Genomic DNA, 13,291 nt, shown 5'->3' on the forward strand with positions numbered 1-13,291 from the left:
CCATGACAGGTGTCACGCTCACCAGTGCCGGTCTCGACCCGCGCCGCCGCCGGATCCTTTTCCGCTGCTGGCACCGCGGCATCCGCGAGATGGATCTGGTCTTCGGCCAGTTCGCCGAAGCCGAGATCGCGACGCTTTCGGAAGCCGAGCTCGACGAATTCGAGACGATCATGGCTGAGGAAGACAATGATCTGGTCCGCTGGATCATGGGAACATGGCCGGTCCCCGAGCGTTTCAAGACACCGATCTTTGCCCGCCTTGCCGCCTATACGCCCGATTTCGACAAGCCCCTCAGGACGCCGGAATGATCCCTGGTTTTGATGCGAAGAAGCTTGCGGCCATTGCCGAGCCGCTGACGATCGGCAATGTGCCTGTCGGCCTCGAACCGCTGCTGCTGGCCGAACTCGCCCGGGCGGGAGAGCCGGTCGCTTATGTCATATCGGACGGCCACCGCATGGCCGATCTCGAGCAGATGCTGGGCTTCGTCGCCCCCGATATTCCGGTTCTCACGCTGCCGGCCTGGGACTGTCTGCCCTATGACCGCGTCTCGCCGAGCGCCGATACCTCGGCCCGCCGGCTGGCCGCACTCGGCGGCCTCATCGCTCATCGCAAGAAGCCGCATGCGGCCATCGTGCTCGTCACCGCCAATGCCATGCTGCAGAAGGTGGCGCCGCAGGATGTTATCGAAAGCCTGAGCTTTTCGGCTCGCCCCGGCAACCAGCTGCGCATGGACGATCTCGCCTGCCGCCTGGAGCGCAACGGCTTCGACCGTGTGGCGACGGTTCGCGAAGTCGGCGAATATGCCGTGCGTGGCGGTATTCTCGACGTCTTCGTGCCGGGTTCGGAAGAGCCGGTCCGCCTCGATTTCTTCGGCGACACGCTGGAATCGATCCGCAGTTTCGATCCGGCGAGCCAGCGCACGACCGGCCAGGTGCGCTCGCTTGACCTCAATCCGATGAGCGAGGTGACACTGACACCCGACACGATCAGCCGCTTCCGCAAGAATTACCTCTCGGCTTTCGGCGCGACGACGCGTGACGACGCACTTTATCTCGCCGTTTCCGAAGGCCGCCGTTATCCCGGAATGGAGCACTGGCTGCCGCTCTTCTACGAGAAGCTCGATACCGTCTTCGATTATCTCAGCGGTTTCCGCGTCGTCACCGACCATACGGTGCGTGAGGCAGCCGAGGAGCGCTCCAAGCTGGTCTTCGATTATTACGATGCCCGCCTGAATTCCGGCCAGCCGGCCAAAGGTCAGATGGCCCAAGGCACGCCCTACAAGCCGGTGACGCCCGGCCAGCTCTATCTCGACAGCAAGCTTTTCGCCAAAACCCTCGACGCGCTCGGGGCGATCCGCATCAGCCCCTTCAACGAGATCGAGGGCGAGGCGAGGCGGGTCGTCAATATCGACGCTCGCCAGGGCCAGCGCTGGGCCCGCTCGAATGCCGAGGGCGGCGGCGATGCCGAACGCATCAATATCTTCGACGTTGTCGTCAAGCATATCGCTGATCGGCGGGCAGGCGGAGCGAAAGTGCTGGTCACCGCCTGGACCGAAGGCTCGCTGGAGCGCCTGCTGCAGGTGCTGAACGAGCATGGTCTGGAGAAGGTCAAGCCGGTCGAGGCGCTGAAGGATGTCGGCGCGCTGGGCAAAGGCGAGGCGGCGGCCGCCGTGCTTAATCTCGAATCCGGCTTCGAGGCGGGCGATCTCATCGTCATCGGCGAGCAGGATATTCTCGGCGACCGCATGGTGCGCCGCTCCAAGCGCCGCAAGCGCGCCGCCGATTTCATCGCCGAGGTCGCCGGCCTCGACGAGGGCTCGATCGTCGTCCACGCCGAACACGGCATCGGCCGCTTCATCGGGTTGAAGACCATCGAGGCCGCAGGCGCGCCGCATGCCTGCCTCGAACTGCAATATGCCGACGAGGCCAAACTCTTCCTGCCGGTCGAAAACATCGATCTTCTCTCGCGCTATGGCGGCGAGGGCACCGAGGCCCAGCTCGACAAGCTCGGCGGTGGCGCCTGGCAGATGCGCAAGGCCAAGCTGAAAAAGCGCCTGCTCGATATGGCCGATGCCCTGATCCGCATCGCCGCCGAGCGGCTGACCCGCCACGCGCCGATGCTGACGACGCCGGACGGCCTTTACGACGAGTTTGCCGCCCGTTTCCCCTATGATGAGACCGAGGACCAGGATAACGCCATCGACGCGGTGCGCTCCGATCTCGGCGCTGGCCGGCCGATGGATCGTCTGGTCTGCGGTGACGTCGGCTTTGGCAAGACCGAAGTGGCGCTGCGCGCCGCCTTCGTCGCTGCGATGAACGGCGTCCAGGTTGCCATCGTCGTGCCGACGACCTTGCTTGCCCGCCAGCATTTCAAGACCTTTTCAGAGCGCTTCCGCGGCCTGCCGGTGCGTGTCCAGCAGGCCTCGCGCCTTGTCGGCGCCAAGGAATTGGCGCTGACCAAGAAGGAAGTGGCGGAGGGCAAGACCGATATCGTCGTTGGCACGCATGCGCTGCTCGGCGCCGGCATCAAATTCGCCAATCTCGGCCTCCTCGTCATCGACGAGGAGCAGCATTTCGGCGTCAAGCACAAGGAGCGGCTGAAGGAGCTGAAGAGCGACGTGCACGTTCTGACCCTGTCGGCGACGCCGATCCCGCGCACGCTGCAGCTTGCCATGACCGGCGTGCGCGAACTGTCGCTTATCACCACGCCGCCGGTCGACCGCATGGCGGTGCGCACCTTCATCTCGCCCTTCGACAGCCTGGTCATCCGCGAGACGCTGATGCGCGAGCACTATCGCGGCGGCCAGAGTTTTTACGTCTGCCCGCGGCTCGCCGATCTCGCCGATGTGCACGCCTTCCTGCAGTCGGATGTGCCGGAGCTGAAGGTTGCTGTCGCCCATGGCCAGATGCCGGCCGGCGAACTCGAAGACATCATGAACGCCTTCTATGAAGGCCGCTACGATGTGCTGCTGTCCACAACCATCGTCGAATCCGGCCTCGATGTGCCGACAGCCAACACGCTGATCGTCCACCGTGCCGATATGTTCGGCCTTGCCCAGCTCTATCAGCTGCGCGGCCGCGTCGGCCGCTCGAAGGTGCGCGCTTTCGCGCTCTTCACCCTGCCTGTCAACAAGGTGCTGACGGCGACGGCCGACCGCCGGCTGAAAGTGCTGCAGTCGCTCGATACGCTCGGTGCCGGCTTCCAGCTGGCAAGCCACGACCTCGATATCCGCGGCGCCGGCAACCTGCTCGGCGAAGAGCAGTCCGGCCACATCAAGGAGGTCGGCTTCGAACTCTATCAGCAGATGCTGGAAGAGGCGGTCGCCGAGGTCAAGGGTATCGACGAGATCCACGACACCGGCTGGTCGCCGCAAATCTCCGTCGGCACGACCGTGATGATCCCTGAGGGTTACGTTCCTGACCTGCATCTGCGCATGGCGCTTTACCGCCGTCTCGGCGAAATCACCGAACTCAAGGAGATCGACGGCTTCGGCGCCGAGATGATCGACCGCTTCGGGCCGATGCCGATCGAAGTTCAGCATCTCCTGAAGATCGTCTACATCAAATCGCTCTGCCGCACCGCCAATGTCGAAAAACTCGATGCCGGCCCGAAGGGCGTCGTGGTGCAGTTCCGCAACAAGGAATTCCCCAACCCGGCAAATCTCGTCGGCTATATCGGCAAACAGGGCACGATGGCGAAGATCCGCCCCGACCACAGCCTGTTCCTGACCCGCGATCTGCCGACCCCGGAAAAACGCCTGCAGGGCGCTGCCGTTATCATGACGCAACTGGCCGAGATGGCGAAATAGAACAGAGGAAGAGAGATGGCGACATACGGCGCGACGATCGCCTGGGAGCGGAACGGCGAGACCTTCATCGACAATCGCTATAGCCGCGCCCATCGCTGGACTTTCGACGGCGGCATCGAGGTGAGGGCGTCCTCGTCCTCACATGTCGTTCCGCTGCCCTATTCCGCCGAAGACGCCGTCGATCCGGAAGAGGCGTTCGTCGCCTCGCTCTCCAGCTGCCACATGCTGTGGTTCCTGTCGATCGCCGCAAAGCAGCGATTTTGCGTCGACAGCTACACCGATGCCGCCGAGGGCATCATGGAGAAGAACGCCGAAGGCCGTCTCGCCATGACCGTCGTGACGCTGAGGCCGCATGTCGTCTTCAGCGGTGAGAGGCTGCCCTCTTTGAGCGAGTTCGAAGCCCTGCATCACCGCGCCCACGATGAATGTTTCATCGCCAATTCGGTAAAGACCGAGGTGCGCTGCATTCCGGTTTTGGGGTGAAGCTGAAACCAATTGCCAAGCGCTAATCCTGCCGGATCTGCTTCACTTATTGACGGACGGGGGATGCCGCTCGCACGTAGCCATCGACGCCTCGCTGAGCAGCGCGTTCGAAAGAGAACAGCCGATCACAGATTACGCCAGATAGAGCAACGTGGGGATTAAACATCGCTTACCTTATAAGGGAATTGAATGTGTCGACGCCACCGTCAAAATTATAAGCAGGTAGGGGGCTGGCTCGCTCGCTGAGGAGTGATCATTCAACCGCTGCCGAGATAGAAACTAAAAGTCATGACCACGCAAACAAGACACCAAACGCCTCGGGGCGCAAGAGCTGATGCAGAGACGTTTAATAGGCTATATCTCGTGAAGAACGTGGGCACCCTTCGTGCGACCTATCAAATCAGGTTGTTGGCTTTCCGCGCGGCGTCCGAGGGTCTTAAACTCGTCATTAAGGTACCTAAAGCATGTAAGTATCATCCTTGTCTTCTTGATCTAATTAGGAAGACGAAGGATGTGATACTTCGGGAAGATTACTGATGGGGCTGTATCTCTGCATCTTTGACGATGACGACGAGCTGGACGGCGTCGAAGTCGGTTCCTATGCCGACTTCGGCACGTTCCGTGCGGCCGTTGCGACGCATGTGGAAGGAGGCGTTGAAGGATCGAGATGCCCGACGCTGATGTTGCATTCTGACTGTGACGGACTGTGGTCTCCCGAGGAATCTGTCCTATTGCGGGCGGAGTTTGCTACAATCACCGATAGGTTTATGACGCTACCACCTGTGCCTCTTGGGGGCGATTGGAAGTCGGACGTTGCTAAGACTTTCGGGCTTTACCCGATCAATCTCTTTGACTGCTTCTTTGACGTGGACGGTGAGCCTCTCTTGGACCGCCTCCAAGGTCTGACTAATATCAGTATCGAGCGAAACTTGCCTATCTTGTTCCAATGAGAGCGGGAGCAAAATAACGGCACGCGGCCAAGGTGTCGGGTCTTCGCTCTCGATCTGCACGGCCGGCCTCAGTTGAGCCCCGATCGCGCCTCGGCCTTTGCCTTGGCGATATCGCGCAGCGCGTTCGCCAGCACATCGGGTGTCTGCGCGCCGCTGACGGCATACTGCTGGTCGAAGATGAAGAACGGCACGCCGTTGACGCCCATCTCCTGAGCCGCCTTGATCTCGGCGACGATCAGATCTCGGTCCGCATCGGAGGCAAGCAGTGAGGCGATGACCGAGCGGTCGAGGCCGGCCTTTTCGGCGATGTCGAGCAGCACCGCATGGTCGCCGACATTGCGGCCTTCCTCGAAATTCGCCTTGAACAGGGCGTCAACAGCCTTGTCCTGCTTCTCGCGACCTTCGATCATCGCCCAGTGGATCAGCCGATGCGCATCGAGCGTGTTCGGGCCGATCTTGATCGCCTCGAAATCGAAGGCGATGCCGACCTCGCGGCCCAAATCGGTGAGCATCTTATGGGCCTGCGCCACGCGCTCCTCGCCGCCGAGCTTCTCAGCCAGCGCCTTCTTCTGGTCGACGCCCTCCTTGGGATAGTCGGGATTGAGCCGGTACGGCCGCCAGTTGATGTCGACGCCGATTTCGTCCTGCACTTCGGCGATGGCGAGTTCCAGCCGCGCCTTGCCGAGATAGCACCAGGGGCAGACGACATCCGAGACGACGTCGATGGTGATACGCTCCATGATGATTTTCCTTATGTCTATGCGTCTCCGAAGGGAGACATAAAGGCCGCGCGGTTCGGCCGATTCTTACTGCACACTCGTATCCCACCATACCGGCAGCTGGTAGCCGTAAAGCGGCACCGTGTCGGGACGGCCGATGCGCTTGCTGTGGGCCACCCATTGCTGATCTATATGGTAGAGCGGAACCACATAATGGCTGGACAGCAGCAACCGATCATGGGAGCGCACCGCCGCGGTGAAGTCCTCTGCCGAGCGCGCCCTGAGTAGATGGTCGATCAGCGTGTCGATATCGGGATCGGCGGCACCGGCGAAACTGTCGGCGCGATCGCTGGTCTTGGCGGCTGAAGACCATCGGCCGAGCTGCTCGTTTCCGGGCGACAGCGACGAGGTGTAGGACTTGATGATCATATCGTAATCGCGGCTGTTCGTTCGGCTTTGATATTGCGAATCGTCGACGGTGCGGATCGAAGCGGCAATGCCGATCGTCTGCAGTGAACGCTGATAGGCAATTGCGAGCTTCTCCTGGTCGGTATTCTGCGTCATGATCTCGAAGGCGAGTTGGTGGCCGGAGGCATCCAGCATCTTGCCGCCCTGGATCGCATAGCCGCCCTCCTTCAACAGTCCGACGGCCTGCTTCAGCACATTGCGGTCGCGGCCGGAGCCGTCGGTGACTGGCAATTTATAAGTGCCGTTGAGAATATCTGGCGCGATTTTGTCCTTGATCGGCCCGAGCAGGGCAAGTTCCCTCGCATCGGCAGGAACGCCGAAACTTGAAAATACGGAATTCTGCCAAAAGCTCTGCGTACGCTTATAGGCGCCGGAATAGAGGTTCTTGTTTGCCCATTCGAAATCGAACACCAGCGACAGGCCTTCGCGCACCTTGAGATCGGCAAAGATCGGCCGGCGCGTGTTGAATACGAAGCCGAGCATGCCGCTTGGGAGTTTCGGCGTGAACACGTCCTTGATCACGGCCCCGGAGGTAGCGGCAGGAAAATTATAGGCATTGGCCCAATGGCCGGGATTACCGTCGGGGTAGAGGTCGACATCACCTTTCTTGAAGGCTTCGAACAATGTCGTGTCCTGCAGGAAATACTGGACGGTGATCTGGTCGTAATTGTCGGTACCGACCTTAGCGGGAATGTCCTTGCCCCAGTAATTCGGATCACGCTCATAGGTGATGCTCTCGCCGGGCTTCACCGTCTTCACCTTGTAGGGACCGGATCCCACAGGCGGCGTCAGCGATGTGCGGTCGAAGGTTTCCGGATCGACCGCATGTTTCGGCAGCACCGGGAAAAGGCCGAAAATCAAAGGCGTCTCGCGGTCGGCCTTTTCGTTGAAGGTGAAGCGCACGCTGTGTTCGCCGACCTTCTCCATCTTGGTGACGACTTTTAGGCGATCGGAATAGGGCGGGCGGCCCTTGTCACGCATCAGTTCGAAGGTGAACATCACGTCCTCAGGCGTCACCGGCTGGCCGTCGGCCCATTTTGCCTTCGGATTGATATTGAATTGGATAAAGCTCCTGGCGTCGTCCCATTCGACCGTCTCGGCCAGCAGGCCGTAGAGCGTGAACGGCTCGTCCCTGGAGCGCTGCATCAGCGATTCGTAGACCAGATTGCCGTATTCCGGATCCCACATGCCGCGCGCCGTCGTCCGATTGCTCTTGACGATGAACGGGTTGAGGTTGTCGTAGGTGCCGACGACGCCGTAAGTGATCTTGCCGCCCTTCTTCACATCAGGATTGACGTAAGGGAAGTGTTTGTAATCAGCCGGCAAGGCCGGTTCGCCGTGCATTGCAATGCCGTACAGCGGCTCGGCGGCGGCAGCGCCGCACAGCAGCGAGAGGACGAGGGGGACGACGATCCGGAGCATTCGGCAATCCTTGCGATCACGAAAACGGGCATGATTCACCGCGGAGATTATCATGGGGTCGAGCGATTCCAACACGAAGCGGCGATTTCTTTGGCATCGCGACGAAATGCTCCTCAAATTGCCAAAGAAAAGCTGGATATCTTGAACGCTGCGATGTAACAGGTGAACCCGAAGTTTCGGGGTCATGCATTTGCCTTATTTTTTTAAGAGGTGGGTGCCGAACGACCCGAGGTTGGGGCGGCAAGTCGCTGTCCTGAACGGATATCAGGAGACGGAATTCGTTATGATGTTCAAGTCTGAAAAGAAAATGCGGGCAGCGCTGTCCGTTCTGGCAGTGATGTTCGGCGCCGCTTCGGCTCCGGTCTCCTCCTTCGCCCAGGAAGCGGCAGCTCCTGCCGATGGCCAGGCACAGGCCGCCGGCGCGCCGAGGCTCGGCTGGTACAAAACCTGCAGCAAGCAGGAAGACAACGACATCTGTGTTGTCCAGAACCTGATCCTTGCCAATGGCGGCCAGCTCGTTACGGCTGTTGGCTTGATCTCGGTTTCCGGCAAGATCAACCGCAAGCTCCTGCAGGTCTCGGTTCCGACAGCTCGCCTGATCCCCCCGGGCGTCATCATGCAGATCGACGGCGGCAAGGGCCAGAAGCTCGACTATGCCGTCTGCCTGCCGGACAAGTGCACCGCTGAAGTTCCGCTGACCGACGCGATGATCGCCAGCCTCAAGAAGGGCAGCGACGTGATCTTCACCTCGATCAACTTCCGCCGCGCTCCGAACCCGATCAAGATTTCGCTCGAAGGCTTCACCGGCGCTTATGACGGCGAACCGGTTTCCGAATCGAAGCTCGCTGAAAGCCAGCGCAGCCTGCAGGAAGGCATGCAGAAGAAGGCCGAGGAAGCCCGCAAGAAGCTGGAAGACGCCCAGAAGGCCGCCAAGGCGCAGTAATCCTGCGGCTGCCATAATGAATAGAAACCCGGCATCGTGCCGGGTTTTTTATTGATAAGCTGCTGGCGCCATGGCTGTTCGGTCCGAACCTGAAGCTGCCCCTCACCCTAACCCTCTCCCCGTGAAAAACGGGGAGAGGGGACGTGTCTTGCGAGAGGTATGCGGGGAACCGAGAGATTGCGGCTTGGTCCCTTCGCCCCGCGAGCGGGGGTCCGAAGGACGGGTCGAGACCCGTGGCTCGACCCCGGTTGGGGGCGGCAGCCGGATGAGGGGCTTGCCAGCGAAAAACAAGAGCCGGGTTTAGCGCCAAAAGAAAAGGCCTCGCTGGGAGAGGCGAGGCCTTGTTCATGCTGTCGATCAACCGATCTAGTGGGCGAAGCTCATCTTGGGTTTGAACTGCCCGGAAGGGGCCTGATCGAAAATCTGATAGATCTGTGGGTTGCGAAGCGGCGTACCGCTTTCATCGTTCATCAGGTTCTGCTCGGAGACATAAGCGACATATTCGCTTTCGTCATTTTCGGCGAGCAGGTGATAGAAGGGCTGATCTCTGCTCGGGCGCACCTCGGCCGGAATGGAATTCCACCATTCCTCCGTATTCGCGAACTCCGGATCAACGTCGAAGATGACGCCGCGAAACGGGAAAACCTTGTGCCGAACCACTTCGCCGATACTGAATTTTGCTACTCTTTCTTTCATGGTACGACTTCCTTTCATCACCAAATTTGGTGATTGGTGCCGCGCAAATCAAGATTTTTGCGCAAGCGCGTCACATGAACGTCATATCCTCCTGCTGGCGTCCATGACCCTGGGAGGGGAAAGCCCCGGCACGCCGGGACTTTCCGTGTTCTGGCCGATCAGGCCGAATAGTACATGTCGTATTCGACAGGATGCGGCGTCATTTCGAAACGCATCACCTCTGCCATCTTCAGTTCGATGAAGGCATCGATCTGGTCGTCGTCGAACACGCCGCCGGCCGTCAGGAACTTGCGATCCTTGTCGAGGCTTTCGAGCGCTTCGCGCAAGCTACCGCAGACGGTCGGGATCTTCTTCAATTCCTTCGGCGGCAGATCGTAGAGATCCTTGTCCATGGCCTTGCCGGGATGGATCTTGTTCTTGATACCGTCGAGGCCGGCCATCAGCATGGCGGCGAAGGCGAGATAGGGGTTGGCGGTCGGATCCGGGAAACGGACTTCGACGCGCTTGGCCTTCGGATTGGTGCCGAACGGAATGCGGCAGGAGGCCGAGCGGTTGCGGGCCGAATAGGCAAGCAGAACCGGTGCCTCATAACCGGGGACGAGACGCTTGTAGGAGTTCGTCGACGGATTGGTGAAGGCGTTGATCGCCTTGGCATGCTTGATGATGCCGCCGATGTAGTAGAGGCAGCTCTCGGAAAGACCGGCATATTCGTCGCCGGCAAAGGTCGGCTTGCCGCCCTTCCAGATCGACTGGTGCACGTGCATGCCCGAGCCGTTGTCGCCGAAGATCGGCTTCGGCATGAAGGTCGCCGTCTTGCCATAGGCATTGGCCACCTGGTGCACGACATATTTGTAGATCTGCATCTTGTCGGCGTTGCGCACCAGCGTATCGAACTTGATGCCGAGTTCGTGCTGGGCGGCGGCGACTTCATGGTGATGCTTTTCGACGACGACGCCCATCTCGGACAGAACCGTCAGCATTTCCGAACGCATGTCCTGGGCGCTGTCAACCGGCGGAACCGGGAAATAGCCGCCCTTGACGCGCGGACGATGGCCGAGGTTGCCGGTTTCGTAATCGGTGTCGTCGTTCGACGGCAGCTCGGTCGAATCGAGCTTGAAGCCGGTATTATAGGGATCGGCCTTGTACTTGACGTCGTCGAACACGAAGAATTCGGCTTCCGGGCCGACGAAGATCGTGTCGCCGATGCCGGATGCCTTGAGATAGGCTTCAGCCTTCTTGGCGGTGCCGCGCGGATCGCGGTTATAAGCCTCGCCGGAAACCGGATCGAGAATATCGCAGACGATGACCATGGTCGACTGAGCGAAGAACGGGTCCATATGCACCGTCTCGGTATCGGGCATCAGCACCATGTCGGACTCGTTGATGGCCTTCCAGCCACCGATCGAGGAGCCGTCGAACATCACGCCGTCAGCGAACATGTCCTCGTCGACGCAGACAACGTCCATCGTCACATGCTGCAGCTTGCCCTTCGGGTCGGTGAAGCGCAGATCAACGAACTTCACGTCGTTTTCCTTGATCTGCTTCAGAATTTCGCTTGCGGTCGCCATTAAATACCTTCCTCCGATTTACGATGACAATACATAGCTGCGCTGACCGTATCGAACTTTGCGCGCTTGGCAAAGTGGGTCAGATGGCGTCGATGCCGGTCTCGCCGGTGCGGATACGGATAACCTCTTCGACGTTGGAAACGAAGATTTTTCCGTCGCCGATACGGCCGGTCTGCGCCGCCTTGCGGATCGCGTCGATGACGGCCTCCGCGTTCTCGTCGGCCAGTACGACTTCGACCTTCACCTTCGGCAGGAAATCGACGACGTATTCGGCTCCGCGGTAAAGTTCCGTGTGACCCTTTTGACGGCCGAAGCCCTTGGCTTCCGTGACCGTAATGCCTTGCAGGCCGACTTCCTGAAGAGCTTCCTTCACTTCGTCCAGCTTGAAAGGCTTAATGATCGCTTCGATCTTTTTCATGAGAAAATGTCTCTCCGCTTCTCCCGTTATGGCAGGAATTTTCCCGCTCGCCGGATATGATGCAGATATCGTGCCAGTTTGAAATCCATCTTCTTAAAAAAAATCGCGGATTTTGCCGAAACCGCTGCATTTGGGGAGATTCTGATGTCGATTTGGTGACAAATCAGCTGGAAAACTCTGTCCTTCGATCAAAATCCTATCGAAAATCGAAAAAAACCTTAGTTTAAGGAGTCGCGCAACTATGTCTCGACAAGATGAAAATATAGGCAAATGCACAAAATAGGTTCTTTTCTTTGATGTTTCAGGCGGTTGTTTTTTAGGCGTTTTTTGATTGAATAGGCCAATGAGTCACCAGCTGTCCGACCTTCTTTTGACACCTGCCGAGATGGCTGCGGTCGACGCTGCCGCTGCCGCCTCCGGCATCGATTCCTTCGCCTTGATGGAAAGAGCAGGTGCCGCGGCCGCGGCCGTCGCCCTGCGCCTTCATCCCGAAGCGTTGCGCTTCGTCGTGCTCTGCGGGCCTGGCAACAATGGCGGCGACGCCTATGTCGCTGCACGGCATCTGCAGGAGAGTGGGGCTCTGGTGGCGCTCTTCCATCTTGGCGATCCCGCCAGACTGAAGGGCGATGCGGCCCGCGCGAAAGCCGGATGCGCGCTGCTGGGCGAGCCGCTGCACCTCTATAGTCCCGAAAGCGGCGACGTCGTCATTGACGGCCTGTTCGGCGCGGGGCTCGGCCGCGAGGTGCCGGCCGATGTCCGCAGGGTGATCGAGCGGGTCGCCGAGGCCGGTCTTCCCGTGCTTGCCATCGATCTGCCCTCCGGCCTGGATGGCCGCACCGGCCGGGTGCTGGGCGCCGCCTTCCGCGCCTGCAACACCATCACCTTCATGACTCGCAAGCCCGGCCATCTGCTGATGCCGGGCAGGGAGCTGTGCGGAGAGTTGGAGGTCTTCGACATCGGTATTCCCGCCCGCATCATCCGGGCCGAGGCGAACGGCGTCATCGCCGAGAACAGGCCGGACGCCTGGAAAGCCGTGCTGCCAGCCGAACGGTTGGAAACCCACAAATATAAGCGCGGCCATCTGGTCGTCTTCTCCGGCGAGGCCGACAAGACGGGGGCCGCGCGCATGTCGGCGACCTCAGGCCTGAAGGCGGGCGCCGGCCTGGTGACGATCGCAGCGCCGCGCGCGGCGATGGCTGCCAATGCCGCCCATCTCACCGCCGTCATGCTGCATGCAATCGACGACGCGGCCGACTTTGAAGACTGGCTCGCCGACAAGCGGCTGCAGACCTTCGTTCTCGGTCCCGGTTTCGGCATCGGCGTCAAGGCGCGCGCTTTCGTCGCGGCCCTTGCCGAGCGCCATCTCGTGCTCGATGCCGACGGCATCTCCTCGTTCAAGGACGATCCGCAACAGCTTTTCGATCTTTTCCAAGGTAAGCCGCGGCTGGTGCTGACGCCGCACGAGGGCGAATTTTCGCGGCTCTTTCCCGATATTAGCGGCGACGATGCGCTTGGGAAGGTGGACAAGGCCCTGGCCGCAGCCCGCCGCGCCAACGCCGTGATCGTCTATAAAGGCGCCGATACCGTCATCGCCGCGCCGGACGGCCGCGCGTTGATCAACACCAACGCTCCCGCCTGGCTTGCCACTGCCGGTTCCGGCGACGTGCTCGCAGGCATCATCGGCGGATTGCTCGCCCAAGGCCTGCCGGCCTTCGAGGCCGCGGCTGCCGGCGTCTGGCTGCACGGAGAGGCAGGGCAACGCGCCGGCAAGGGCCTGACGGCGGAAGAGCTTGCGCTAGCGGTACTGCCGCTTTAG

11 protein-coding genes are annotated in these 13,291 nt (G+C 60.4%); 6 read left to right on the plus strand and 5 right to left on the minus strand.

Annotated elements, in window-relative coordinates; genetic code table 11:
* The first annotated feature begins 2 nt into the window (after positions 1–2).
* The 4 genes from AMK05_RS10830 (at position 3) to AMK05_RS10845 (ending at position 5,241) form a co-directional block, all read left to right on the plus strand.
* Positions 3–308 (plus strand): FAD assembly factor SdhE, encoded by a 306-nt coding sequence (locus tag AMK05_RS10830; protein WP_064838460.1) that lies wholly within the window; start codon positions 3–5, stop codon positions 306–308.
* Complete coding sequence (gene mfd / locus AMK05_RS10835; RefSeq protein WP_064838461.1) at positions 305–3,808, plus strand: transcription-repair coupling factor; 3,504 nt, start codon at positions 305–307, stop codon at positions 3,806–3,808. The genes AMK05_RS10830 and mfd overlap by 4 nt, the downstream gene beginning before the upstream one ends.
* Positions 3,809–3,823: 15 nt before the next feature.
* A complete protein-coding gene (locus AMK05_RS10840; protein ID WP_064838462.1) occupies positions 3,824–4,291 on the plus strand; it encodes an OsmC family protein in 468 nt (155 codons plus the stop codon).
* A 536-nt stretch (positions 4,292–4,827) separates the two neighbouring features.
* Entirely contained in the window at positions 4,828–5,241 is a 414-nt protein-coding gene (locus AMK05_RS10845) for an Imm70 family immunity protein (RefSeq protein ID WP_064838463.1), read from the plus strand.
* Positions 5,242–5,309: 68 nt separating this feature from the next.
* On the opposite strand, the gene AMK05_RS10850 is transcribed toward AMK05_RS10845, so the two are convergent.
* Together AMK05_RS10850 and AMK05_RS10855 are read right to left on the minus strand one after the other, a co-directional pair.
* The gene (locus tag AMK05_RS10850; protein ID WP_064838464.1) at positions 5,310–5,981 is read right to left on the minus strand and encodes a DsbA family oxidoreductase; all 672 of its coding nucleotides are present in this window, start codon (positions 5,979–5,981) and stop codon (positions 5,310–5,312) included.
* A 66-nt stretch (positions 5,982–6,047) separates the two neighbouring features.
* On the minus strand, positions 6,048–7,850 hold the full coding sequence (locus AMK05_RS10855; protein WP_064841333.1) for an extracellular solute-binding protein: 1,803 nt from the start codon (positions 7,848–7,850) through the stop codon (positions 6,048–6,050).
* Between the two features lie 283 nt (positions 7,851–8,133).
* On the opposite strand from AMK05_RS10855, the gene AMK05_RS10860 reads away from it, so the two are divergent.
* Complete coding sequence (locus AMK05_RS10860) at positions 8,134–8,793, plus strand: invasion associated locus B family protein (protein WP_064838465.1); 660 nt, start codon at positions 8,134–8,136, stop codon at positions 8,791–8,793.
* A gap of 366 nt (positions 8,794–9,159) precedes the next feature.
* Here the strand turns inward: AMK05_RS10860 and hspQ are convergent, their stop codons facing one another.
* The 3 genes from hspQ to AMK05_RS10875 form a co-directional block, all read right to left on the minus strand.
* Positions 9,160–9,489 carry a heat shock protein HspQ gene (hspQ, locus tag AMK05_RS10865; protein ID WP_003539613.1) on the minus strand — a complete coding sequence of 110 codons (330 nt, stop codon included), beginning with the start codon at positions 9,487–9,489 and terminating at the stop codon, positions 9,160–9,162.
* Between the two features lie 158 nt (positions 9,490–9,647).
* Positions 9,648–11,057, minus strand: a complete 1,410-nt coding sequence (gene glnA, locus AMK05_RS10870) for a type I glutamate--ammonia ligase (protein ID WP_003559365.1) — start codon at positions 11,055–11,057, stop codon at positions 9,648–9,650.
* A 79-nt stretch (positions 11,058–11,136) separates the two neighbouring features.
* A complete protein-coding gene (locus AMK05_RS10875; protein WP_003539626.1) occupies positions 11,137–11,475 on the minus strand; it encodes a P-II family nitrogen regulator in 339 nt (112 codons plus the stop codon).
* 343 nt (positions 11,476–11,818) lie between these two features.
* Here AMK05_RS10875 and AMK05_RS10880 point away from each other — a divergent pair, with 343 nt between their 5' ends.
* Positions 11,819–13,291, plus strand: coding sequence for a bifunctional ADP-dependent NAD(P)H-hydrate dehydratase/NAD(P)H-hydrate epimerase (locus tag AMK05_RS10880; protein WP_064838466.1), 1,473 nt, complete (start codon positions 11,819–11,821; stop codon positions 13,289–13,291).

Source organism: Rhizobium sp. N324, from assembly GCF_001664485.1.
In the GTDB taxonomy this organism is placed as follows: domain Bacteria; phylum Pseudomonadota; class Alphaproteobacteria; order Rhizobiales; family Rhizobiaceae; genus Rhizobium.